This is a genomic window from Cochlodiniinecator piscidefendens, assembly GCF_011326755.1.
GTDB lineage: Bacteria > Pseudomonadota > Alphaproteobacteria > Rhodobacterales > Rhodobacteraceae > Cochlodiniinecator > Cochlodiniinecator piscidefendens.
In genome coordinates, this window is record NZ_JAAOIE010000004.1 from 70766 (window position 1) to 94197 (window position 23432).

The following is a 23432-nucleotide window of genomic DNA, read 5'->3' on the forward strand; positions in this document are numbered from 1 at the left end:
GTTCGGTCAGCGCCATAGGAACACCATGCCCGACGGAACTGCAAGGGCTGGAATTACTTCATTCACAAAAACATGCGATACCGTACAAATTGTATCGCACCCATGCTTCATCTATGTCGGTAAAGTCACTCTGCAGACGGAAATGACAAAAGGTCCGCTTGCGTCAAAGAAAAGTCAGACAAAATCCAAGCCTTTTCAAGCCTTCTCAATTCTGCGCCCAGCGCAGGCCCCCTAAAATTAGGCATCAAATCGTCTGCACGGATAGGAAACTTGGCCTTGCTTGCTCTTTGAATTTCCATTGCAACACCCTCTCCCGGAGGGGTTTCAAACAAGGCAGCCCGCAGTCCGGTTAGGCCCAGCGCGAACTCCGTCCCATGACGATAAGCGGCCTCTGATATTGAGCCCATATTTTCAATCCAAATCCGAAACAAATCAAGACGCTTCGCTTCGTCCCGAGACAACCGCAACATTTCCAGATGGTTACACCCACCTAATACAGCAAGGCGGCGGATTGGATCAGGATCTAAACACAGTATATTTTCGAAATGCACCAAAACTGGCAAAGCCTTGGCAGATGCCCCTTCAATGACCTGCGCCAATACGCCTGTTTGTTCCATCACAGCAACTGCTGGCGCCGGATCGGATGCCAACAATAGTTTTTTCATTTCCGCTCCGACGCGCTCTTTGGAAAGCTGGCCAATGCCATCCAGATTCTGCGCGCTGGCTGCTAATGCCTCTTCATCCAACCCGGCAGAGGGGTCGCCATACCAAGCGTGAAACCGAAAGAACCGCAAAATGCGCAGGTAGTCTTCCTTAATCCGGCGGTCGGCATCTTCGATAAACCGAAACTGCCGCGCCCTCAGATCAGGTAAACCACCTAACGGATCAAGCACTTGACCATTTGCATCCGCATAGAGCGCATTCATCGTAAAATCACGGCGCAGCGCATCATCTTGAATATCCGTAGAAAACGAAACAACAGCACGCCGCCCATCTGTTTCCACGTCTTTTCTAAACGTTGTGATTTCATGTGGGATGCTATCGGAAACCACGGTTATTGTTCCGTGTTCAATTCCCGTGGGAATAGATTTCAAACCCGCGTCAATCGCTAGATTAGAAACCATATCAGGCGTAGCATCGGTTGAAATATCAATGTCTGCGACAGGAGCATTCAGTAATTCATTGCGTACACATCCACCTACAAAATAGGCCTGATATCCCGCATCGGTCAGCATCTTCATAACCTGCTGTGTCGCCGGTTCAGAGATCCAATCCCCCCCAATCACTGTCATCTATATTGCTCCGCCAACGATCTGAGTATCCGTGCCGTCGCCCCCCATATGTAATAAGGACCATAAGGAACCGTATAATAGTATCGACGCGAACGTCGCCAATAGCGAGATTGCACTTTGTACTGTTCGGCGCAGAATAAATGACCAATCGGCACACTAAAAATTTCCGCAACCTCCCCCGGTTCGGGGCGTAATCCTTCGGTATCCGAAACTAATGCTAGGACGGGCGTTACATTAAACCCCGTGACAGTTTCGTGCATAGGAAGTGTGCCAAGAACCTGCACATTTTCCCGTCTTAATCCGATTTCTTCTTCAGCTTCACGCAGAGCAGTGTCTATTGGTCCGCTATCAGCCTTATCCTGCTTCCCACCTGGGAACGCGATTTGACCTGGATGGTGCTTTAGGTGCGACGCGCGCTTGGTCAATATGACTTCGGCTTTATCATCAACCACCTGAACTGCAACCAGAACCGCAGCGGGCCTTAGAATACGATCATCCGGTAAAACCAGTTCTGGATTCAGATCAAAATCAGAAGAAGCCGCGCCTGATTTCTCAAGCGCGGTTCGCAACTTTTGTTCTAGATCAACTTTCGTCATCCGGTTTGCTTTCCGCCTGAAATCCGACCGTCTTTGGATCAAGCGTATAAGAAGAACCGCAAAACTGACAATCTGCTGTTACATTGCCGTCTTCCTTAGTCATGTAAGCAATGTCTTTCGCCGAATAAATCGACAAACTTTGACGAACACGATCCTCAGAACACGTACAGCCAAATTTTACAGATTGCGGATCAAAAACACGGGGTTCCTCTTCGTGGAATAAACGAACCAACAATTCCGTTGGCTGAACAGATGGCCCGATGAGCTCCATTTCTTCTACGGAATCCAGCAGAATATTCGCGCGGTTCCAGTTTTCTTCTGCATCATCTGACAACAAATCACTGGCGTCCAAAACACCTTCTTCGCCGCTGCCACCTTCACCGGTTACAGATGGGGATGCTTTTGGCATATGCTGCAACATAACGCCGCCCGCACGCCATTTCTCAGGGCCACCCGCGATTGTGGATTTTCCAAACGTCAGCTGAAACCGCGTCGGCAACTGTTCAGATTGCGCAAAATACGTCTCAGCACATGCCGACAACGATCCACCCGCAATAGGAGTAATCCCCTGATAAGGTTTCATCCCATTCCCTTGATCAATCAAAATGGCAAAATACCCTTTGCCAATCTGTTCAAACGGGGATTTTTCGGGATCAAGCCGCTCTTCGTCAAAGCTCGCATAAGCGCGCACTTGGCCTGGTTCGCCATCTGCTGACGGTCCATAATAGTCCGTTGCGATCAACCGAGCCGGCCCATCGCCACGCACTTGGATAGACAGCTTCCAACGTAATTTAATTGACTCACCAATCAGGGCAGTCAGCAACGCGGTTTCCGCAACCAAAGCTTCGATTTGGGCAGGGTAATTATGTTGTGCCAATACTGCATCAAGCACGCCATCTAAGCGCACAACCCGACCACGAATGTCGGAGCGATCCAGTTGGAAAGGGAGGACAGTATCGTCCCAAGCGATTTGTGTAGTTAATGACATGGGGTTTCCTTACGCGCTTTGCGGCGGCATACAGCAACTATATAGGGACAACAACGGCAGGTAAAAGAGGTGAAACGTGATTAGACGGTTCGGAGAAGCACATCAAAGTGGTGTAAACTACACAAGACGCCCGGGAGCCTATGCAATTTTGCGCGATGGCCACGATCTTTTGCTCACAAAGTACCAAGCCGACTACGATGAATTGCAGCTCCCCGGAGGTGGAATCGATCCTGGCGAATCAGCTACTCAGGCGCTTCATCGCGAAGTTATGGAAGAAACCGGTTGGCATATTGCCCGCCCACGTTTCTTTGGCACCTTCCGTCGATTTTGTTTCATGCCCGAATATGACCTCTGGGCTGAAAAGATTTGCCATATCTATACGGCACAACCCACCCGCAGAATATGCGCCCCAACTGAATCTGAACATTCGGCGGTTTGGGTGCCTATTACAGATGCAGCAGAGACATTAACCAACGCGGGCGATCGCCATTTCGTACAACGGCTGTTGGCTTAATCTCCAAATTCCAGCAAGATTGCGGACACATCATCGGGGAAATCAGTTTCCCCGGAGAACGCACTCAGATCCCAAACGAGCGCTTCCAGCAGTTTTTGACCGTGCAGGGATTCGTTCCGACGCATTAACTCTTCGAAGCCTTCTTCTTCGAGCATATCGTTGTCCGCGTTGGGGCATTCCGTTACACCATCTGATGGAATAATGATGCGATCCCCTGAGGCCAACACAGTCCGGAATTCTTCGTATTCTGCACCCTCGATTAAACCAACCGGAAGTCCGCCATTCCCCACAAATTCACAATCGCCATTTTTGCGTTGAACCAATGGATAAGGATGCCCAGCCTGCGCCATTACCATTTCCCCGGTTTCAAGGTCTAAATATCCAAGCAACAAAGTAAAATAGTGTTCTGTATCCATTTCCTCGAGAACAAGATCATTCAGAAGCGATATCGACTGAGCGGGCGGGCGGGGAATATAGGCCCCTGGCGACACCTCTTTTATTGCGACATTCTGCTTGGGCGCGGCAGCGGACAAATAACCAGCCAAACGCGCTGTCATAAGAGCAGACGAAATACCGTGACCGGACACATCAATCCCGTAAAACCCAATCTGAGTGTCATTGATCGGGAATGACCCAACCAAATCGCCGCCAACATGCCCGCTTGATCGTAAGATCATAGACAGTGTTGCAGGTCCAAATTTTTGATGACGGTCAGGAAGAAGCGATTGCTGTAGCTTTTTCGCCTCAACCAAATCGCGGTCCAGCGTATCGTAAAGCAGCTGAAGTTCTTTTAGAGTTTCAGAAACAAGCCGATTGGTTTCTTGCAAACGATGTTCCATCTGCAAAATTCGCTCACCCGCAGCAATACGGGCGCGCAGTTCGCTGGCATTCACCGGTTTCGTCAAAAAGTCATCGGCACCATTATCAAGGCCTAGCGCAACTTCGTCTTTTTCACTTTTCGACGTCAATAGGATAAAATAGCCGTAGGATGCACGATCAAGTTGTCTAAAAAGTTGACAGAACTCAATGCCATCCATTTCTGGCATCATCCAGTCGCTGATCACAAGATCGATCGGCTCCTTTTTGCAAATTGCCAACGCTTCAGCGCCCGACGCAGCCTCAATAACATGATACCCCCACCTTTTAAGCGAAGCGAGCAATATTCGTCTTTGCAGTCGGCTGTCATCAACCAACAAAATAGATTTAATCGCCACATCCTGCGTGTCTAACTGAGGAGGCTTTTGATCCAATAATTTCGGTGCGGTTTGCGCCATTTTCTGTTCCGTTTCTCTCTGTTGAATCAGAATTAGAACGAACAGATTAACAGGCCATGAAGTGTCAAATTGTAGCTATTTACCCCTTTTTTCTAAGCATTTGTTTACCTCAAATTTATAAGCTCAAAGCTGCACATCTAAGTTGGGGACAAAAGATGATTGACTGGAAAAGAATAGAGGAACTCAAGGATGAAGTCGGCGCTGAAGACTTTGTCGAAGTCGCAGCTATTTTTCTAGAAGAGGTTGACGAAGTGGTAGATCGCTTAAGAGAAAACCCCAATCTAGAGACAATGGAAGCCGATATGCACTTTCTAAAAGGCAGTGCGTTAAATTTAGGTTTCGACGCGTTAAGTGTGTATTGCCAAGCTGGCGAAAAAGCCGCATCCAATGACGACGCGGCAACTATCGATCTTAGTCAACTGTTCGAAATCTACGATGCGTCCAAAGCTGAATTTTTGAGAGTTGAACAAATAGAATTTGCGGCTTAAATCAAAAACTCGGACAACGTATCGTCATCCGTAATATCGCGATAACCAAAACCCGCCTCATCCAGTCGGCCCAATAGTTTTGTAAAACTGTCTGCTTCTTTCGTTTCGATCCCAATAAGCACTGAACCAAAGTTTCGAGCTGACTTTTTAAGGTACTCGAACCGCGCAACGTCATCATCCGGCCCCAAAATATTCAAAAATTCCTTCAGTGCACCGGGACGTTGTGGCATCCGAAGAATAAAGTATTTTTTCACGCCCGTGTAGCGCAACGCGCGTTCTTTGACCTCGGGCAGGCGTTCAAAATCAAAGTTCCCACCCGATGTCACACAAACAACTGTTTTTCCTTTGATTTCATCTTGTAAATCCACAAGTGCATCAACGGACAGCGCCCCAGCAGGTTCTAGCACAATCCCCTCAACGTTGAGCATTTCCAGCATCGTTGTGCAGATACGGTTTTCTTCTGCCAAAATGACATCATCAGGCGAAATACCCTTAAGTGCAGCAAACGTTTTTTCGCCAATGCGGGCAACTGCAGCCCCGTCAACAAAACTATCAATCTGCTCCAAGGTCTTTGGTGCGCCATTCAAAACAGCTTCGCGTAAACTGCCCCCTCCGGCAGGCTCAACAAAACTAAACTTAGTGTCTGGAGCCTCGGTTTTTAGATAAGATACAACACCCGCAGACAGCCCGCCGCCGCCAACCGGCAAAATAACACGATCCGGCGCGCGGCCAAGTTGTGAAAACAACTCAACAGCGACGGAAGCTTGCCCTTCTATCACGTCAAAATCATCAAACGGCGATAGAAAATGCGCGCCCACTTCGCCGCAGTATGCCTGCGCTGACGCAAGGGTATCATCAAAATAATCCCCTATCAGGCGAATTTCTACATTATCCCCACCAAAGACTTGGGTTTTCATAACTTTCTGCTGCGGCGTCGTGACGGGCATGAAAATGACCCCACGTACGCCAAAATGACGACAGATATAAGCAACGCCTTGTGCATGATTTCCCGCACTCGCACAAACGAATACATCCTGATCCGGAGTGTTGGCCAAAACTTTGCGCATCGCATTAAAAGCACCGCGAATTTTATAAGACCGCACCGGTGACATATCTTCGCGCTTAAGCCAAATATCTGCGCCAAAACATTTTGATAGATGGTCGTTACGCAACAATGGCGTTGCAGGGAACACTTCGCGCATGGCTGCTGCAGCAACGCGGGCTTTTTTCGGAAAATCTGTCATGCGCTAGGTGTGGCGCACACATGGGGGCCCTGCAAGTGAAGAAACGGCAGTTCTTGCTGTAAAACCCGACATTTCCTGCGAAAAACCCGATGAACGCGCTGTCATATCCCAATTGGCCTTCGCTACGCTTGCTCTGACCGTAAAAACACGATAGTCGCGCAGCGATTACACTTATTTTCCCGGAGGCTCCTATGTCCGCACCCAAGAAAGTCGTCCTGGCCTACTCTGGTGGTCTTGATACCTCGATCATCCTGAAGTGGCTGCAAACCGAATATGGTTGCGAAGTTGTGACCTTTACCGCTGACCTTGGTCAGGGCGAAGAGTTGGAGCCAGCGCGCCAAAAGGCAGAGTTGCTCGGCATTAAGCCAGAAAACATCTACATAGAAGACGTGCGCGAAGAATTTGTTCGTGATTTCGTATTCCCAATGTTCCGCGCGAATGCTGTTTACGAAGGTCTTTACCTGCTGGGCACATCCATTGCGCGCCCGCTGATTTCTAAACGGTTGGTCGAAATTGCCGAAGAAACCGGTGCTGATGCCGTAGCGCACGGCGCAACAGGCAAAGGCAACGATCAGGTTCGCTTTGAACTTGCCGCTTACGCGTTGAACCCAGAAATCAAGGTGATCGCACCTTGGCGTGAATGGGATCTGACGTCGCGAACACGCCTGTTGGAATTTGCTGAACAAAACCAAATTCCAGTTGCAAAAGACAAGCGCGGCGAAGCCCCGTTTTCTGTGGACGCGAACCTGCTGCACACTTCTTCTGAAGGCAAAGTTCTTGAGGATCCGGCTGTCGAAGCACCTGATTATGTATATCAGCGCACCGTACATCCAGAAGACGCGCCAGACACACCTGAATTCATCGAAGTTGGATTTGAAAAAGGCGATGCTGTTTCCATCAACGGCGAAGCAATGTCACCCGCAACAATTCTGACCAAACTGAACGAATATGGCGGCAAACACGGCTGCGGTCGTCTTGACCTTGTCGAAGGCCGCTTTGTTGGCATGAAATCCCGCGGCATCTACGAAACTCCGGGCGGCACATTGTTGCTAGAGGCACACCGCGGCATTGAATCCATCACCATGGATCGCGGCGCCATGCACCTCAAAGACGAACTGATGCCAAAATATGCAGAACTCGTTTACAACGGTTTCTGGTACAGCCCTGAACGCGAAATGCTTCAGGCTGCGATCGACGCATCACAAACCCACGTGACAGGCACCGTTCGTCTGAAACTTTACAAAGGGTCTGTATCTTGCGTTGGCCGTTGGTCGGATCATTCGCTTTATTCAGAAGAGCACGTAACCTTTGAAGAAGATGCAGGCGCGTACGATCAAAAAGACGCTGCAGGCTTCATTCAATTACAAGCGTTGCGTTTGAAACTGGTTGCTATGCGCAACCGTCGGGTAAAGTAATACCAACCATATTCTGATTACCTTTAGGCCCGTAGCACCTGCTGCGGGCCTTTTGTTTTGCCTACTTGAAGTATCCCCCCTAGGGGGATAGGATAAAGCAATGGAACACCCGCATAAACACGCCAGCCATCCTGCAATATCCAAGCGTCTCAAGCGAGCTAACGGGCATTTAAACCGCGTCATCACAATGATTGATGAAGGCGCAGCCTGTCACGATATTGCACAACAATTATATGCTGTTGAACGCGCGCTCACCAATGCAAAGCGCACGTTGATCCAGGAGCACATCGACCATTGCCTGGAGGAAAGCGCGACAAACAGCGCTTCGATCGAAACTTTCAAAGCCATAGCCAAATACCTTTAGGGGCACGCCATGTTGAACGTTCTGAAAAACAAACGCTTTCGCCATCTGTTTCTTGCTCAGATCGTTGCGCTACTGGGTACGGGATTGGCAACAGTTGCCCTAGGTCTGTTGGCCTATGACATCGCCGGTGGGCAGGCCAGTTTGGTTTTGGGTGGCGTTTTCACCATTAAAATGATCGCCTATGTGGGCATTGCCCCCATTGCAGGTGCGTTTGCTGATCGCGTAGATCGCCGGAAACTCTTGGTTGGTCTCGACCTTATTCGCGCATTCGTGGCGCTGGCACTGCCGTTCACAACGGATGTTTGGCAAATTTTTGGATTAATCTTTTTGCTACAGGCGGCCTCCGCTGGGTTTACGCCTACGTTTCAGGCCACAATCCCGGATGTCCTTCCTGAAGAACAGGACTATACACGCGCCTTGTCCCTATCCCGTCTCGCCTATGATTTAGAAAGCTTGATCACCCCAACGCTTGCGGCAATTCTATTAACCGTCTTTGCCTACAACGCCCTTTTCCTAGGAACCCTCGTGGGTTTTTTAGGATCCGCGTTGCTCATCATTTCCATCGCATTGCCAAACCCCAAGCCAAGCGCCCCACGCGGCATATACGACCGGACAACGCGCGGAATCCGCATTTATTTGGCCACACCGCGACTGCAGGGGTTGTTAGCTCTTTGCATGACAGTTGCAGCCGTTGCAGCGGTGGTGTTGGTCAATACAGTTGTATTGGTCCGGTCTGAGTTGGGGTTAAATAACAGCCATGTGGCTTATGCATTAGGCGCGTTTGGCGGCGGATCAATGATCGCAGCCTTTGCATTGCCCAAAGTCCTAGATCATACAACAGACCGCCTTGTGATGATTTCTGGATCCGTGTTGATGGTCTTTGCCTTGATTGGGCTTGCGCTAAATGGAGTGACATGGACTGCACTTTTAGCAACCTGGTTTTTTATCGGGCTAGGATATTCGATAACACTCACGCCATCGGGGCGCTTATTACAACGTTCTGCCCATCCCGAAGATCGCCCCGCCGTTTATGCCGCGCAATTCGCATTATCGCACGCCTGTTGGTTAATTGCTTATCCTTTGTCGGGATGGGCACAAACTACACTTGGCAGCACACAAACCATGATCATTCTCGCGGCGATCGGCGCGGTTTCCTCAATCGCGGCCATGCGGCTTTGGCCGACGGGTCAGCAACGTGAATTTTTGCATACGCATGACGACCTACCGGCGGACCACCCCCACCTCAAAGGAAGCGATGGAAACGCCCATTCCCACGCCTATGTCATCGATGAATACCACGCCTTCTGGCCAAAAAAGAGCTAAGTTGACAATTTATACGCCGCGAGATGCTCGTAATGCCGCATCGCTTGGTCAGAGATGTTTTTGTAATCTTCAGACAGTTTTGGCAACGGCCCTTCTGCCCCAGCAAAACCAGTGCTTCGATGAACGGCACCATACCAATGCGACGCCCACACCCCATCATCAACATGCCCTCCGGCAGGCCAGCGTAACATCCCAGCATCCCACGGCATTCCAATGGCTGCACATAGCGCCCTAAGTGTCCCTTCGGGATTGTCCCGGATATCATGAGAATCCACAACAATCGGCACCTGACCCGACGCCCTCACTTGGTCGAAAATTTCAGCCTGCTGAGGAAACCCAATATCATCAAGCGTCGGGTTTTCACGTTTAGCCGCATAACTCGAGATGACTCGCGCAGGATGACGGATGAGAAACACATTGGTCACATTAGACATCCAACTGCGATCAATGTCTTTAATCATGTGGTGGGTCATGTGTTTTTGGTAAAAATAAGCTCTATCATGTAGATTAGAGCCTGTTAGTTGATCAATAACCTTACGCGCATCCGTTTCACCATCGGCCAAAATTTCGTCATTCATCGGATGGATTAAGCCTGTTTTTTTCAAATAGGCTGCATAAAATGGTTCATCCCAAACAGCGCAATCCTGCCGCGCCCCAAAGGAATACATCATCGCCGTCGATAAATTACGCGGTCCAGACCACATAGCAATTTTCATTTTGCCACCTCATCTGCAACCAACGCTTTATAGAGCGCGCGAATGCGTTCGGTCACCGGGCCCATTTTTCCCGCCCCGATAACACGGCCATCGATTTCCCCAACGGGGGTTTGCGCCCCAAATGTCCCGGTCAAAAAGGCTTCGTCAGCGCCGTAAGTATCCACCAAAGAATAGTTACGCTCAAACACTGGGATACCATCTGCACGGCAAACGTCGATCACCTTCTGACGTGTAATACCATTCATGCAGTAATCACCGGTCGAGGTCCAAACCGCACCTTTGCGCACGATGAAAAAGTTGCACGCATTTGTTGTGTTCACAAACCCATTGATATCCAGCATCAGCCCCTCATCTGCACCTGATTTTTCTGCGGCGATGCAGGCCAAAATGCAGTTCAGCTTGGAATGCGAATTTAACTTTGGGTCCTGGGTCATCGGCAATCCACGCAAATGTGGAACAGTGGCCAAATTGATCGGGCGGGGAATTTTGGGCGTCGAATGTTCCATGATGATCACCATGGTCGGGCCGGATTGTGACAATGACGGATGCTGAAACGGTTTTACCTTAACGCCGCGCGTGATCATCAGACGCGCGTGGCAATCTGAATGCATTTCATTCGCTGCGCGGGTTGCCTCAATCGCTGCTATGACACCTGCGCGGTCTAGACCGATATCCAGATCAATCGCCTTAGCGGCCTCAAACAAACGATCCATATGTTCATCAAGAAACGCCCAAACACCGTCATATAGGCGCAAACCTTCCCAAACGCCATCGCCCAACATAAACCCGCTGTCATAAACGCTTACTGTTGCTTCTGATCGCGGCACAATTTTACCATTCACATAGATCAATATGCTTTCGTTTCTAACGTCTTCTTCAGCGGCGTGAGTGGTCACATGTTCGGTCATCTTATCCTCCGTTTCCGGGACGATAGGCGGCGAATTTAAAGAGGCCAAGCAGTAAATTGCCTTCACCAATGCGTGAAGGATGCGCAACGAACTTGCCGCCGCTCACTTGTCCGTGCAACCTCCCTAAAGAAAAGGAGATTCACGATGGTCAAAGCGTACGAAGACGCCAAATCACTATTGCTCGCCGCTGCGATTTTTGTGGGGCTTGCACTTACCTGCACAGCAGCGTCAGCCCAAAACCGCGACACAGCCGTGTTTGCAGGCGGTTGTTTCTGGTGTGTTGAATCAGATTTCGAAAGCGTGACAGGCGTTATCGAGGGTGTTTCAGGCTTTACCGGCGGTAACACAGAAAACCCGACCTACCGGGATGTCACCAGAGGCGGTACAGGGCATTTCGAAGCTGTCGAAATCACCTATAACCCCAATCAGGTCAGCTACGAACAATTACTGCACTTGTTCTTCCGCTCTGTTGATCCGACAGATGCGGGTGGTCAGTTCTGCGATCGTGGTGACAGCTACCGCACTGCAATCTTTTACACGAATGAAGCACAGCGCACCGCCGCTGAAGCCGCCAAAGCCCAGGCCGAGCGTGATTTAGGCCAACGTATTGTTACGCCTATTCTGCCGTTTACAGCATTTTATGCCGCCGATAACGCGCACCAAGATTACTACCAGGGCCGTAGTCGCGTCATCACTCGTTTTGGGATAAAACGTCAATCCGAAGCTTACGCGCTATACCGTGATGCCTGTGGTCGCGATACGCGTGTTTCCCAATTGTGGGGCAATGCTGCGCCATTTGCTGATCACTGATCGTCTAGAAACGCTTCAACTTCAGCCATAGACGGGATCGCATCTGCGGTCCCGTGACGCGTTACCTTAATCGCGCTTGCTGCGGATGCAATTTGCATAGCATCGGGCGTGCTTCGCCCTTGATCCAAACCCGCTGCGACATAACCCGCAAATGTATCGCCTGCCCCAGTTGTATCAACAGGCGTGACAGAGAACGCTGAAACTTCGGCAGATTTACCGTTTTTCAGATCAAACCATTCAGCCCCAGCGCTGCCTTTGGTCAAAACAATTTCAGGAACAGGAACCGACGCAAGGTCCGTGTTTAACGCTGCACAAAGCTGTTCGGCCTCAACCTCATTTAAAGCCAATACCGTTGTAAATGGCAGCATCTCGGTCGCTGCATCCACGTCAAATGGCGCAGCAGAATACATAACGCGCATCCCCAATTCTTGGGCAATCTTTGCCGCAAAAACCTGATGAGATGTTTCATTTTGCAGGATCAAAACATCGCCGCTTTGCCCTTGAGACAGCGCAGATCGAATGTTTTCTTCGGATTGAACAATATTTGCACCCTGAAACAAAACGATGGCATTTTCTGCACCGGGATCGACATTGATGATCGCATGCCCCGTGGGTGCTGAAACCTCAGAAACATGATCAACATCAACGCCATAACCTTCAATACGATCTTTGGCCCACTGTCCATCGGCGCCGACAGCACCGATATGTATAACCAACGCACCGGCTTTTGCCGCCGCTACAGATTGATTTGCGCCCTTTCCGCCTAAACCGGTTTGCAATTCATGCGCCGCAAGCGTTTCCCCCGGATGCGGCAAATGCGGCACCCGGTAGACATGATCAGCGTTAATAGACCCCAGACAGAATATCGTCATTTGCCAACCTGGTTTGCAGCCAAGATTGCCATGTTCAAAATGTCGTTGGCCGTTGCCACGGTTGAACACAACTGAATGGGTTTATCGATACCCGTCAAAATTGGCCCGATCACAGTCGCATCCGCCATTTCCTGCATCAGTTTTACGGAAATAGAGGCCGAGTGACGTGCCGGCATGACCAAAACATTGGCAGGTGCCGTCAAACGTGAAAATGGGTATTGCGCCATAGCTTGCATGTTCATGGCAACATCAACTGTCATTTCGCCTTCGAATTCGAAATCTACACCGCGTTGTTCTAGCACACCCGGCGCAAGGTGCATTTTGTGGGAACGCTCTGTGTCAGGGTACCCAAAGGTCGAAAAGCTCACGAATGCAACGCGCGGCTCAAGCCCCAAGGCACGCGCAACGGCAGCGCCGCTTTCAGCGATATTTGCCAAATCTTCGGGCTCTGGCCATTCGTGCACCAGCGTATCACCAATCAGAACAATACGGCCATTGTGCAAAACGGCTGTGATCCCGACAGACCCGGTTTCAGCAGTTGCATCGAATACGTGATTGATCAGTTTCAGCACGTTCGCAGATTTACGTGTCGCCCCGGTAACCATCCCATCCGCGTGACCATGCGCCAGCATGAGTGACGCAAAAACATGGCGATCCCGTGCTGCCAGACGGTGGATATCGCCACGGTCGAATCCGTTACGCTGCAACCGCTTATAAAGAAACGATTTGTAGTCAGACAGATATTCGGTTTTCGCCGCATTGGTGACTTCGATTTCTGCAATCGCATCTGACAGCCCAGCGCGGGTAAGTTTTTCTGCGACATCCTCATCGCGGCCAATGACAACAGCCTGCCCCAAACCCGAACGCTGATAATTGACAGCTGCCCGCAATACACGCGGATCGTCACCTTCTGCAAAGACCATACGCGCTTGCGCCGCTTTTGCGCGCGCATGAATACCGCGAAGGATCGACGCGGTCGGATCCATTCTTTCTTTTAGACTGGCTTCATACCCTGCCATATCGATAATCGGACGCCGTGCAACACCAGTATCCATACCCGCCTGTGCTACAGCCGTTGGAATTGTGTAAATCAATCGTGGATCAAACGGCGTGGGGATAATGTAATCCCGGCCAAACGCCAACTTGCGCCCATAAGCCATATCAACTTCGTCAGGAACATCTTCTCGGGCCAGCTCTGCCAATGCGTTGGCACATGCAATTTTCATTTCATCGTTGATCGCGCGCGCATGAATATCCAACGCACCCCGGAACAAATAAGGAAAGCCCAGAACGTTATTCACCTGATTAGGATAATCAGACCGACCCGTCGCCACAATCGCATCTTCGCGAACGGCGTGCGCCTCTTCCGGTGTGATTTCAGGATCCGGGTTTGCCATTGCAAAAATAACCGGATCTTTTGCCATTCCGGCAACCATTTCAGGGGTAACTGCACCTTTGGCAGACACGCCAAGGAAAACATCCGCGCCTTCCATCGCTTCTTCGAGGCTGCGCAGTTCGGTTGTTACCGCGTGGGCAGATTTCCATTGGTTCATACCTTCGGTACGGCCCTGATAAATCACACCTTTGGTATCACACACGATACAGTTTTCGTGCCGCGCACCCATAGATTTCAGCAGTTCGATACATGCGATACCCGCAGCGCCCGCACCATTAAGAACAATCCGGCAATCTTCGATCTTTTTGCCCGAAATATGCAGCGCATTGATCAATCCCGCCGCGCAAATCACCGCTGTACCGTGCTGGTCATCGTGGAACACGGGAATGTCCATGATTTCCTTTAGGCGCTGTTCAATGATGAAACATTCAGGCGCTTTGATATCCTCAAGGTTTATCCCGCCAAAGCTCGGCCCCATCAGTTTTACCGCATTGATGAATTCATCCGCATCCTCGGTATCCAACTCAAGGTCGATGGAATTCACATCTGCAAACCGTTTGAACAGAACGGATTTACCTTCCATCACCGGCTTTGACGCCAAAGCGCCCAGATTGCCCAGTCCCAAAACGGCTGTGCCGTTTGAAATCACCGCGACCATGTTGCCCTTGGTTGTGTAGTCATACGCACACTCAGGGTTTGCTGCGATCGCTTCGCATGGAACCGCGACGCCCGGGCTATATGCCAACGACAGATCGCGTTGGGTTGTCATCGGCTTGCTGGCCGTGATTTCGTATTTGCCGGGTTTTGGCTCCAGATGATATGCGAGAGCTTCTTCTGAGGTAACTTTATTATTGCTAGACATGCTGTCGGTGGCCTTGAGTGTATGAGTGCGGACGTCAGACAAACCTATATTAGTTTTTGTCGCATGCAACACGCAGATTGCCGCTGGCAGGGTGAAGTTTTTGCTTTGGCGCTATCCAAAGCCTTTCACTTTCCCCCCGGCAATGGGATAGAAAGGGACAAATTACGAATAGGAATACCCCAATGGTGAAAACAGCAGGCACCGGCATCACCCCGATGATGGCGCAGTTTCTTGAGATCAAGGAAGATCACAAAGACGACCTGCTGTTTTACCGTATGGGCGATTTCTATGAGATGTTTTTTGAAGATGCAGTAAACGCCGCCCAGGCATTAGATATTGCGCTGACAAAGCGCGGCAAACATCTGGGCGAAGACATTCCGATGTGCGGCGTGCCCGTGCATTCCGCCGAGGGGTATTTTCTAACCCTCATTCGCAAAGGGTTTCGGGTCGCCGTTTGTGAACAACTCGAAAGCCCAGCAGAAGCGAAAAAGCGTGGCGGCAAATCTGTCGTAAAACGCGGCGTCGTGCGACTAGTGACGCCGGGCACTTTGACCGAAGATTCTTTGCTCGAAGCGCGGCGTCATAATTTTCTCGCGGCGTTTACTGAAGTGCGTGATCAGGGGGCGTTGGCGTGGGTTGATATATCAACTGGCGCGTTTCATGTGATGCCATGTAATCGCGTGCGATTAGGCCCGGAACTGGCCCGCCTCGCCCCACGTGAACTGCTCCTCATGGCAGAAAAAGAGACTGAATTCTTCGATTTAGTCTCTGATTTAGGCATTTCCAGCACGCCACTGTCGCGCGCGAGCTTTGACAGTACATCAGCTGAAAAACGCCTAACTGATATCTTTAATGTCAGCACCCTTGATGCCTTTGGCCAATTTAGCCGTGCAGAGCTTTCGGCCTTAGGCGCAGTGGTTGAATACCTAGACATCACACAAAAAGGGAAGCTACCGCTTTTGCGCCCTCCGCAGCGGGAAAATGCGGGTGGTGTCATGCAGATTGATGCCGCCACACGACGCAACCTTGAAATCACGCACGCACTTTCTGGTGGTCGGGAAGGCTCGCTCATTGCCGCGATTGATCGCACTGTAACCGCAGGTGGTGCGCGGACATTGGAACGACGGCTTTCTTCGCCTTCGATGGATCTTCCTTTAATCATGTCCCGCCATGACGCGATTGAGACCTTCATCGAGAACCGCGCATTGACACAAGACGTGCGTGAATCCCTGAAAAAATCGCCCGACATGGACCGCGCGATGTCTCGATTGGCGTTGGATCGTGCCGGGCCACGTGATCTAACAGCAATCCGCAACGGTTTAACCCAAGCTTTGCAAATTTCTGAGGCATTGACCAAAGTAACGCTGCCACCTTTGCTGCAATCCAGCGCGGATAAGTTACTTGGCCATGACACATTACTTGATCTGTTGGAAAATGCGCTGGTCGCTGAACCACCGATGTTGGTGCGCGATGGCGGCTTTATTGCACCGGGATACGATGCCGGTTTGGACGAAGCACGCAAATTGCGCGATGAAGGCCGCAGCGTCATCGCAGCGATGCAAACCCAGTTTTCCGAAATTACGGGCATTCCGTCGATCAAGATCAAGCACAATAATGTCTTGGGTTACTTTATCGAAACCACAGCGACCCACGCTGAAAAAATGCTATCGGCACCTTTGTCTGATACGTTCATTCATCGTCAAACCACAGCCAATGCTGTTCGGTTTACCACCGTTGAACTCTCAGAAATGGAAACCCGGATTTTAAACGCTGGAAACCAAGCACAAGAGATCGAAAAAGGGCTCTATTCCGGCCTAAAAGACTCTATTTTGGCCCAAGCAGGCCCTATACACGAAGCCGCAAGATCCCTGTCTGAAATAGATTTATCCACTAGTTTCGCCGACATCGTACTCGGTGAAAACTGGGTCAGACCCAAGGTCGACAATAGTCGGCATTTCGCGATCTCTGGCGGGCGTCATCCGGTTGTTGAACAAGCCCTTCGTAAACAGGGGGCGCAGCCCTTTATCGCCAATGACTGCGCCTTTGAAACCGAAGACGGCGCAAGCGTTTGGTTGCTAACTGGGCCGAACATGGCGGGTAAATCAACCTTCCTTCGTCAAAACGCCCTGATTGCGCTATTAGCGCAGGCCGGCAGCTACGTTCCAGCGCACGACGCCCATATTGGTCTCGTGTCACAGTTGTTCAGCCGGGTTGGCGCGTCCGATGATCTGGCGCGTGGACGATCCACATTTATGGTCGAAATGGTGGAAACCGCCGCAATTTTGAACCAAGCAGACGACCGCGCCTTTGTGATCCTCGATGAAATCGGCCGCGGCACCGCAACATATGATGGGCTTTCGATTGCTTGGGCAACGTTGGAACATCTTCATGATACCAACGCCTGCCGCGCGTTGTTCGCCACGCACTACCACGAACTGACCCAATTGGCCGACAAACTGAAAGGCGTCGAAAACGCCACCGTGTCGGTCAAAGAATGGGAAGGCGAAGTCATTTTCCTTCACGAAGTGAAAAAAGGCGCCGCAGATCGGTCATACGGTGTGCAGGTTGCGCGGCTTGCTGGTCTTCCGACAGCGGTTGTTGATCGCGCGCGTGTTGTTCTGGAAGCGCTGGAAAAAGGCGAACGCGAAGGTGGCAATCGTCAAAAGGCATTGATTGACGATCTGCCGCTATTTTCTATGGCTGCAGCCCCTGCCCCAACACCATCACAACCCTCTGTTGTTGAGGATGCGTTATCTGAAATTCACCCAGATGAACTCAGCCCCCGTGAGGCATTGCAAATCTTGTATGATCTCAAAGAAAAAGCGCGCCATTAACTGACGCGCTTTTCCGCAAAATACTTAGCAATTTATGCCGGTGTTGAAGACACACCAACCTGCGCCGGGCGCAGCAAACGATCGTGCAGCATAAAGCCTTCGGCAGATACTTGAATGATATCGCCCGCTTTGGTGCCCGGAAGCGGTGCTTCGAACATTGCTTGGTGTTGCTGCGGATCAAAACGATCACCTACTTCGGGCGTGATACGTTTGATGCCGTGCTTTGAAAACACGCTCAGCAGTTCGCGCATTGTCAGCTCAATACCTTCGATCAACGCTGCGTTCGCTTCGCGTTGCTCTTCAGAAATCGCCTCAAGCGCCCGCTTCATGTTGTCATGTACTGGCAGCATATCGCGTGCGAATTTTGACCCACCGTAGTTTTCTGCTTCGCGACGATCACGGTCGCTGCGCTTACGCGCATTTTCAGCATCAGCCAAAGCACGCATAAAGCGGTCTTTGTAATCATCACGTTCAGCCTGAAGACCGCGGATTTCATCAATCCCTGCGGTTTCTTCATCTTCGACCTCAGCCATGATGTCGATTTGATCATACTCATCGGCCTCAGCTGAGGCGATATCGTCCAGAAAATCATTGTTCTTTGCGTCAGACATCTTCTTCGTCCCTTGTACCGGTCAGCTTCGATCAGAGATCAGCCGCCCAACCAGTTGCGCTGTATAATCCACAATCGGCACAATCCGTCCATAGTTCAGACGTGTGGGCCCGATGACCCCAACCGCACCGATAATCTTTCGATCAGCGTTCATATAGGGAGAAACCACCAAAGAGCTACCCGAAAGTGAAAAGAGTTTGTTCTCAGAACCAATAAAAATGCGCACACCTTCGCCATCTTCGGTCAATTCGAGGAAATTGGCGATATCACGCTTGCGTTCGAGGTCATCAAAAAGGCTACGAATACGATCAAGATCCGCTGGCTCCACCTCTCCATCCAAAAGATTCGCACGCCCCCGCACGATCAATCGCTCTGTTGATTTACCTTCATCTTCCCAAAGCGCCATTCCGCTTTCGACAAGTGTACGCGCCAGAACGTCGATCTCCTGACGACGATTTTTGATTTCACGCTCAACAACACCGCGCAATTCACTAAGCGTACGACCCTCGGCCAGAGCATTTAAAAAATTCGCCGCTTCGCGCAGAGAGCTGGGGGTTTGACCCGGCGGTGGTGAAAACACGCGGTTCTCGACATTCCCATCCGCAAAAACCAATACAACTAAGGCCCGATCCTGCGCTAACGGTACAAATTCGATATGTTTGATCGGCGCTTCGCGTTTCGGTGTTAAAACCAAACTGGCCCCGTGGGTTAAGCCCGAAAGCGCTGATCCCACCTTATCCAGCAAAGACCCAACATCAGGATTGGTTTCTGTCACCGTTGCATCAATCTTTGCACGGTCATCACGGGCCACATCGCCGACCTCCAGCAATCCATCGACAAACATTCGCAAACCCATTTGGGTTGGAATGCGTCCAGCAGAAACATGCGGGCTGTCCAGCAATCCCATGAATTCGAGGTCTTGCATCACGTTGCGCACGGTCGCCGCTGAAACCTTTTCATTCAAAGTTCTCGTCAACGTCCGCGACCCAACAGGATCACCATTTTCAAGGTAACTTTCGACAACGCACCGAAACACCTCACGCGAACGATCGTTCATGTCTTCGAATATTTTTGGTTGCTCTGACATCTTCTTCCTTGAAATCGGTCGCTACCCATTAAAATGCACTGCGCCCAAAGGTCAATCATGCTTGCTAATTTAGGCAATGCACATGTATTTGGAACCCAACTTTATCTCAAAGGAATATCTCATGCGTCCCTCAGGCCGTCAAACCAACGAAATGCGCCAGATCACAATCGAAACTGGCGTCACCAAACACGCCGAAGGGTCCTGCCTGATTAAGATCGGTGAAACACACGTTCTATGCACAGCATCCTTAGAACAGCGCGTTCCGCCCTTTTTGAAAAACTCTGGTCTTGGTTGGGTCACGGCAGAATACGGAATGCTGCCCCGCGCGACCCACACACGCATGCGCCGTGAAGCCGCGTCAGGCAAACAAAGCGGCCGCACACAAGAAATCCAACGCTTGATCGGTCGTTCTTTGCGCGCTGGCGTTGATCGTGTTGCCCTGGGCGAACGCCAAATCACAATCGACTGTGATGTTATCCAGGCCGACGGCGGTACACGTTGCGCATCAATTACCGGTGCTTGGGTTGCCCTACGCCTGGCCGTCAATAAGCTGATGAAGACCGGCGAAGTTATTTCTGATCCTTTGCTTGATCCAGTTTCAGCAATCAGCTGCGGTATCTATGCAGGCCAAGCGGTTCTTGACCTCGATTATCCCGAAGACTCTGAGGCTGGCGTTGATGGAAACTTTGTGATGACAGGTTCTGGTAAACTGATCGAAGTTCAAACATCTGCTGAAGGCGCAACCTATAGCCGTGCGCAGATGAATGAATTGATGGATCTCGCAGAAAAAGGCGTGGCTGAACTTACAGCAGCGCAGTTGGCAGCGGTGGCCTGATATGCGCAAGCTCACTGAACAGAAATTGGTCGTTGCATCCCATAACGCAGGTAAAATCCGCGAAATCGGTGCTTTGCTCGCCCCTTATGGGATCGAAGTCATTTCCGCTGGTGAGCTTGGCTTTGATGAACCCGACGAAACCGAAAGCACATTCGCTGGCAATGCCCGGATCAAAGCGCACTATGCCGCCAAAAAATCCGGGTTTCCTGCACTGTCCGACGACAGCGGCATAACCGTTGACGGGTTAGATGGCGCCCCCGGCGTATACACTGCCGATTGGGCCGAAACGCCAACTGGTCGTGATTTTCCCATGGCGATGAAAAAAGTCTGGGATAAGCTCGAAGCACTTAACACGCCTGAACCGCGCGGATGTGCCTTTAACTGCACCCTTTGCATCGCTTGGCCTGATGGTCACGACGAAATCTTTGAAGGCAAAGTTAGCGGCAGATACGTTTGGCCAATGCGCGGTGATCGTGGGTTTGGGTTTGATCCATGTTTCTTACCCAACGGCGAAACAGACACATTTGCCGAAATGGACCCCGCGAAGAAAGCAGGCATGAGCCATCGCGCTGATGCTTTTGCAAAACTCGTGGCTGGTTGTTTTGACTGAGGATTGGCAAAATGGGGGCTTTGGGCTTTATGTCCATTGGCCCTTCTGCCAATCCAAATGCCCCTATTGCGATTTTAATTCTCATGTCGCGGCTGAAGTAGATGAATCTCGCTGGGTTAGAGCCTATTTATCCGAAATCGAGAGATACGGAAAACAGACCCAAGGCCGCACGTTAGACTCTATTTTCTTTGGCGGTGGAACGCCCAGCTTAATGGCGCCAGAGACTGTTGATGCGATCCTAACCAAGGCCCGCGAAACATGGAACATTTCCAATAATATTGAAATCTCCCTAGAGGCAAATCCAACGTCAATTGAGGCTGGGCGCTTCAAAGGATATAGAGATGCCGGCGTTAATCGCGTTTCTATGGGGGCGCAGGCCCTAAATGATGCTGATTTGAAGCGTCTTGGCCGGCTACATACAGCGAAGGAAGCAACGCAAGCGTTTGACATTGCAAAGAAAAACTTTGATCGCGTGAGCTTTGACCTGATTTATGCGCGCCAACATCAAACCGCAGATGACTGGCGCAAAGAACTTAGCACAGCGCTTGATCTCGCGCTTGATCACCTTTCGCTCTATCAACTTACCATCGAAGCCGGCACCGCCTTTGGCGACCGCTATGATCATGGGAAACTTGCGGGCCTCCCGCCTGATGATACCGCCGCGGATATGTATGATATCACTCAGGAAATTTGCGAAGCCGCCGGATTACCTGCTTATGAAATTTCCAACCACGCAAGGCCCGGTGCCGAAAGCAGACACAACCTGATCTATTGGCAATATGGCGACTACGTTGGTGTCGGGCCCGGTGCGCATGGACGGATAACCGTCAACGGAACAAAACAAGCCACTGAAACCTATTTGATGCCGAACAAATGGTTAACCGAAGTTGAAGAAAATCAAACAGGCGAAAGCCTCAGAAACTTCGTCCCGATGGTTGATCAGGCAACTGAATATTTGATGATGGGCCTTAGATTAAGTTCTGGCATCAATTTAGATCGCTACGAAAAATTGAACGGTGCCCCTATTCCGAGCCTAAAACTGACGCAAATGTGCGATGATGGTTTCCTAATCCGGCAAGGGCAAAACCTATTACCCACACAATCCGGGCGCGTTCTCCTCAATGCAGTGCTCAGAGAGTTATTGGTCTAAATGAAATATATATGGTTGATATGTGGACTAATTTCACTGGGCTTGGGATTAATCGGGGCTGTGTTACCACTCCTTCCCACAGTTCCACTCCTCCTACTTGCTACATTTTTCTTCGCAAAATCATCGGAAACGTTACACAGCTGGTTAATTAATCACCCAACATTTGGCCCATCTATCGAGGATTGGAACCAAAGCGGCGCAATTCGCCCTAAGGCAAAGAAAATGGCGACTGCATCCGTTGCAGTCGCCTTTGTCATCTCAGCAATTGTAGGTGTCCCAAATACGGTTTTGATCATCCAGGCTGTTGTTCTCTCAGCTGTGTTGACCTTTATTTGGTCACGCCCTAGTGCGTAGTCGATAGTAACCTGCAGAGGTTATCTAACTCTTCCAATGTCTTGTAACTGATCGTTACTCGCCCTTTTTGGTCACCTGACTTATGATCAACGCTTACTTTCATTCCCAAATTGGCCGACAGATCACCCTCTAGCGCCTTGGTATCAGCGTCTTTTTCAGCTTTTGAGAGCGATGGTTCTTTAGGTGGCAGGTTTTGTTTTTTCACCAAACGTTCTGTTTCACGAACCGAAAGATCTTTCGCGACAACAACCTTAGCCAATTCGGAGGCATTATTGGTAGTAATTAACGCGCGCGCATGACCTGCGCTCAATGCGCCATCTTTCAATAGGTCGAGTACATCTTCAGGCAACTGAAGTAATCTTAATAGATTGGCGATATAGCTTCGGCTCTTAGACAGCGCCTTTGCTACCTTATCTTGTGTATGCCCAAAGCGATCCATCAATTGACGGTAGCCCATCGCCTCTTCAACTGGGTTCAGATCCGCTCGTTGGACGTTTTCAATAATCGCAATTTCAAGAACTTCGGTGTCCGAGAATTCCCGAATTACTACTGGAAGCTCGTGTAGCTGCGCAATTTGAGACGCGCGCCACCTACGCTCACCCGCGATAATTTCAAACTTGGAACTGTCACGGGGGCTTACCCGTACAACAAGAGGTTGGATTATCCCTTTCTCACGGATACTCTCTGCCAATTCAGCCAAATTATCATCAGAAAATAGCTTTCGCGGCTGATCTGGGTTCGGTTCAATTCTTTCTATAGGAACCAAACTATCTGCGGACGCAGTACCACTGGAATTTGTATCAGCTTCATTCACATTTACATCAGCCATCAAAGCGGACAGACCGCGACCCAAACCTCTGCGTTCTTGATTTTTACCGGACATCTTTATT

Annotated in this window: 23 protein-coding genes; 11 read left to right on the forward strand and 12 right to left on the reverse strand. The window is 50.5% G+C overall.

Going from position 1 to position 23432, the window contains the following annotated elements:
• Positions 1 to 125: 125 nt before the first annotated feature.
• From G9C99_RS11855 to hslO, 3 genes are read right to left on the reverse strand one after another with little or no spacing between them, the layout of a single operon-like run.
• Positions 126 to 1292 (reverse strand): CCA tRNA nucleotidyltransferase, encoded by a 1167-nt coding sequence (locus G9C99_RS11855; protein WP_166417726.1) that lies wholly within the window; start codon positions 1290 to 1292, stop codon positions 126 to 128.
• Positions 1289 to 1888: a CoA pyrophosphatase gene (locus tag G9C99_RS11860; RefSeq protein WP_166417727.1), complete on the reverse strand. Its 600-nt coding sequence runs from the start codon at positions 1886 to 1888 to the stop codon at positions 1289 to 1291. The genes G9C99_RS11855 and G9C99_RS11860 overlap by 4 nt, the downstream gene beginning before the upstream one ends.
• Positions 1875 to 2876, reverse strand: a complete 1002-nt coding sequence (hslO, locus tag G9C99_RS11865) for an Hsp33 family molecular chaperone HslO (RefSeq protein ID WP_166417728.1) — start codon at positions 2874 to 2876, stop codon at positions 1875 to 1877. Before hslO ends, G9C99_RS11860 begins: the two co-directional genes overlap by 14 nt.
• A gap of 76 nt (positions 2877 to 2952) precedes the next feature.
• Here hslO and G9C99_RS11870 point away from each other — a divergent pair, with 76 nt between their 5' ends.
• Complete coding sequence (locus G9C99_RS11870) at positions 2953 to 3390, forward strand: NUDIX domain-containing protein (RefSeq protein ID WP_166417729.1); 438 nt, start codon at positions 2953 to 2955, stop codon at positions 3388 to 3390.
• Here the strand turns inward: G9C99_RS11870 and G9C99_RS11875 are convergent.
• Entirely contained in the window at positions 3387 to 4664 is a 1278-nt protein-coding gene (locus tag G9C99_RS11875; RefSeq protein ID WP_166417730.1) for a PP2C family protein-serine/threonine phosphatase, read from the reverse strand. The genes G9C99_RS11870 and G9C99_RS11875 overlap by 4 nt on opposite strands.
• Positions 4665 to 4819: 155 nt before the next feature.
• Here G9C99_RS11875 and G9C99_RS11880 point away from each other — a divergent pair, with 155 nt between their 5' ends.
• Positions 4820 to 5152: an Hpt domain-containing protein gene (locus G9C99_RS11880; RefSeq protein ID WP_166417731.1), complete on the forward strand. Its 333-nt coding sequence runs from the start codon at positions 4820 to 4822 to the stop codon at positions 5150 to 5152.
• On the opposite strand, the gene ilvA is transcribed toward G9C99_RS11880, so the two are convergent.
• Complete coding sequence (gene ilvA / locus G9C99_RS11885) at positions 5149 to 6396, reverse strand: threonine ammonia-lyase IlvA (RefSeq protein WP_166417732.1); 1248 nt, start codon at positions 6394 to 6396, stop codon at positions 5149 to 5151. The two genes, G9C99_RS11880 and ilvA, sit on opposite strands and share 4 nt — an antisense overlap.
• 191 nt (positions 6397 to 6587) lie before the next feature.
• Between ilvA and G9C99_RS11890 the strand changes: the two genes are divergently transcribed.
• The 3 genes from G9C99_RS11890 (at position 6588) to G9C99_RS11900 (ending at position 9498) form a co-directional block, all read left to right on the forward strand.
• Complete coding sequence (locus G9C99_RS11890) at positions 6588 to 7811, forward strand: argininosuccinate synthase (protein WP_166417733.1); 1224 nt, start codon at positions 6588 to 6590, stop codon at positions 7809 to 7811.
• Positions 7812 to 7911: 100 nt separating this feature from the next.
• Positions 7912 to 8175 (forward strand): metal-sensing transcriptional repressor, encoded by a 264-nt coding sequence (locus G9C99_RS11895; protein WP_166417734.1) that lies wholly within the window; start codon positions 7912 to 7914, stop codon positions 8173 to 8175.
• A gap of 9 nt (positions 8176 to 8184) precedes the next feature.
• Positions 8185 to 9498, forward strand: a complete 1314-nt coding sequence (locus tag G9C99_RS11900) for an MFS transporter (RefSeq protein ID WP_166417735.1) — start codon at positions 8185 to 8187, stop codon at positions 9496 to 9498.
• Here G9C99_RS11900 and G9C99_RS11905 read toward each other — a convergent pair.
• On the reverse strand, positions 9495 to 10214 hold the full coding sequence (locus G9C99_RS11905) for a sulfotransferase-like domain-containing protein (protein ID WP_205859851.1): 720 nt from the start codon (positions 10212 to 10214) through the stop codon (positions 9495 to 9497). The genes G9C99_RS11900 and G9C99_RS11905 overlap by 4 nt on opposite strands.
• Positions 10211 to 11122 (reverse strand): D-amino acid aminotransferase, encoded by a 912-nt coding sequence (locus G9C99_RS11910; protein WP_166417736.1) that lies wholly within the window; start codon positions 11120 to 11122, stop codon positions 10211 to 10213. Before G9C99_RS11910 ends, G9C99_RS11905 begins: the two co-directional genes overlap by 4 nt.
• 144 nt (positions 11123 to 11266) lie before the next feature.
• Here G9C99_RS11910 and msrA point away from each other — a divergent pair, with 144 nt between their 5' ends.
• The gene (msrA, locus tag G9C99_RS11915; RefSeq protein ID WP_166417737.1) at positions 11267 to 11932 is read left to right on the forward strand and encodes a peptide-methionine (S)-S-oxide reductase MsrA; all 666 of its coding nucleotides are present in this window, start codon (positions 11267 to 11269) and stop codon (positions 11930 to 11932) included.
• Here msrA and G9C99_RS11920 read toward each other — a convergent pair.
• Positions 11926 to 12804: a ribokinase gene (locus G9C99_RS11920; protein ID WP_166417738.1), complete on the reverse strand. Its 879-nt coding sequence runs from the start codon at positions 12802 to 12804 to the stop codon at positions 11926 to 11928. The genes msrA and G9C99_RS11920 overlap by 7 nt on opposite strands.
• Positions 12801 to 15062, reverse strand: coding sequence for an NADP-dependent malic enzyme (locus G9C99_RS11925; protein ID WP_166417739.1), 2262 nt, complete (start codon positions 15060 to 15062; stop codon positions 12801 to 12803). The genes G9C99_RS11920 and G9C99_RS11925 overlap by 4 nt, the downstream gene beginning before the upstream one ends.
• A 182-nt stretch (positions 15063 to 15244) precedes the next feature.
• Between G9C99_RS11925 and mutS the strand changes: the two genes are divergently transcribed.
• Entirely contained in the window at positions 15245 to 17896 is a 2652-nt protein-coding gene (gene mutS, locus G9C99_RS11930; protein ID WP_407926020.1) for a DNA mismatch repair protein MutS, read from the forward strand.
• A gap of 32 nt (positions 17897 to 17928) precedes the next feature.
• On the opposite strand, the gene G9C99_RS11935 is transcribed toward mutS, so the two are convergent.
• On the reverse strand, positions 17929 to 18507 hold the full coding sequence (locus tag G9C99_RS11935) for a nucleotide exchange factor GrpE (protein ID WP_166417740.1): 579 nt from the start codon (positions 18505 to 18507) through the stop codon (positions 17929 to 17931).
• Positions 18508 to 18528: 21 nt separating this feature from the next.
• The gene (gene hrcA, locus G9C99_RS11940) at positions 18529 to 19593 is read right to left on the reverse strand and encodes a heat-inducible transcriptional repressor HrcA (RefSeq protein ID WP_166417741.1); all 1065 of its coding nucleotides are present in this window, start codon (positions 19591 to 19593) and stop codon (positions 18529 to 18531) included.
• Between the two features lie 121 nt (positions 19594 to 19714).
• Between hrcA and rph the strand changes: the two genes are divergently transcribed.
• From rph to G9C99_RS11960, 4 genes are read left to right on the forward strand one after another with little or no spacing between them, the layout of a single operon-like run.
• Complete coding sequence (gene rph / locus G9C99_RS11945; protein ID WP_166417742.1) at positions 19715 to 20428, forward strand: ribonuclease PH; 714 nt, start codon at positions 19715 to 19717, stop codon at positions 20426 to 20428.
• Between the two features lies 1 nt (position 20429).
• A complete protein-coding gene (locus G9C99_RS11950; protein ID WP_166417743.1) occupies positions 20430 to 21038 on the forward strand; it encodes a non-canonical purine NTP pyrophosphatase in 609 nt (202 codons plus the stop codon).
• Positions 21001 to 22188 (forward strand): radical SAM family heme chaperone HemW, encoded by a 1188-nt coding sequence (gene hemW / locus G9C99_RS11955; RefSeq protein WP_166417744.1) that lies wholly within the window; start codon positions 21001 to 21003, stop codon positions 22186 to 22188. The genes G9C99_RS11950 and hemW overlap by 38 nt, the downstream gene beginning before the upstream one ends.
• Positions 22189 to 22542, forward strand: a complete 354-nt coding sequence (locus G9C99_RS11960; RefSeq protein WP_166417745.1) for a YbaN family protein — start codon at positions 22189 to 22191, stop codon at positions 22540 to 22542.
• Here G9C99_RS11960 and G9C99_RS11965 read toward each other — a convergent pair.
• Positions 22532 to 23425: a ParB/RepB/Spo0J family partition protein gene (locus G9C99_RS11965; protein ID WP_166417746.1), complete on the reverse strand. Its 894-nt coding sequence runs from the start codon at positions 23423 to 23425 to the stop codon at positions 22532 to 22534. The two genes, G9C99_RS11960 and G9C99_RS11965, sit on opposite strands and share 11 nt — an antisense overlap.
• Positions 23426 to 23432 lie beyond the last annotated feature (7 nt).

Coding starts and splice junctions, on each gene's coding strand:
- G9C99_RS11855 (WP_166417726.1), bottom strand. CDS start 1,292: ATGACAGTGATTGGGGGGGATTGGATCTCTGAACCGGCGACACAGCAG.
- G9C99_RS11860 (WP_166417727.1), bottom strand. CDS start 1,888: ATGACGAAAGTTGATCTAGAACAAAAGTTGCGAACCGCGCTTGAGAAA.
- hslO (WP_166417728.1), bottom strand. CDS start 2,876: ATGTCATTAACTACACAAATCGCTTGGGACGATACTGTCCTCCCTTTC.
- G9C99_RS11875 (WP_166417730.1), bottom strand. CDS start 4,664: ATGGCGCAAACCGCACCGAAATTATTGGATCAAAAGCCTCCTCAGTTA.
- G9C99_RS11880 (WP_166417731.1), top strand. CDS start 4,820: ATGATTGACTGGAAAAGAATAGAGGAACTCAAGGATGAAGTCGGCGCT.
- ilvA (WP_166417732.1), bottom strand. CDS start 6,396: ATGACAGATTTTCCGAAAAAAGCCCGCGTTGCTGCAGCAGCCATGCGC.
- G9C99_RS11890 (WP_166417733.1), top strand. CDS start 6,588: ATGTCCGCACCCAAGAAAGTCGTCCTGGCCTACTCTGGTGGTCTTGAT.
- G9C99_RS11895 (WP_166417734.1), top strand. CDS start 7,912: ATGGAACACCCGCATAAACACGCCAGCCATCCTGCAATATCCAAGCGT.
- G9C99_RS11900 (WP_166417735.1), top strand. CDS start 8,185: ATGTTGAACGTTCTGAAAAACAAACGCTTTCGCCATCTGTTTCTTGCT.
- G9C99_RS11905 (WP_205859851.1), bottom strand. CDS start 10,214: ATGAAAATTGCTATGTGGTCTGGACCGCGTAATTTATCGACGGCGATG.
- G9C99_RS11910 (WP_166417736.1), bottom strand. CDS start 11,122: ATGACCGAACATGTGACCACTCACGCCGCTGAAGAAGACGTTAGAAAC.
- msrA (WP_166417737.1), top strand. CDS start 11,267: ATGGTCAAAGCGTACGAAGACGCCAAATCACTATTGCTCGCCGCTGCG.
- G9C99_RS11920 (WP_166417738.1), bottom strand. CDS start 12,804: ATGACGATATTCTGTCTGGGGTCTATTAACGCTGATCATGTCTACCGG.
- G9C99_RS11925 (WP_166417739.1), bottom strand. CDS start 15,062: ATGTCTAGCAATAATAAAGTTACCTCAGAAGAAGCTCTCGCATATCAT.
- mutS (WP_407926020.1), top strand. CDS start 15,245: ATGGTGAAAACAGCAGGCACCGGCATCACCCCGATGATGGCGCAGTTT.
- G9C99_RS11935 (WP_166417740.1), bottom strand. CDS start 18,507: ATGTCTGACGCAAAGAACAATGATTTTCTGGACGATATCGCCTCAGCT.
- hrcA (WP_166417741.1), bottom strand. CDS start 19,593: ATGTCAGAGCAACCAAAAATATTCGAAGACATGAACGATCGTTCGCGT.
- rph (WP_166417742.1), top strand. CDS start 19,715: ATGCGTCCCTCAGGCCGTCAAACCAACGAAATGCGCCAGATCACAATC.
- G9C99_RS11950 (WP_166417743.1), top strand. CDS start 20,430: ATGCGCAAGCTCACTGAACAGAAATTGGTCGTTGCATCCCATAACGCA.
- hemW (WP_166417744.1), top strand. CDS start 21,001: ATGCTTTTGCAAAACTCGTGGCTGGTTGTTTTGACTGAGGATTGGCAA.
- G9C99_RS11960 (WP_166417745.1), top strand. CDS start 22,189: ATGAAATATATATGGTTGATATGTGGACTAATTTCACTGGGCTTGGGA.
- G9C99_RS11965 (WP_166417746.1), bottom strand. CDS start 23,425: ATGTCCGGTAAAAATCAAGAACGCAGAGGTTTGGGTCGCGGTCTGTCC.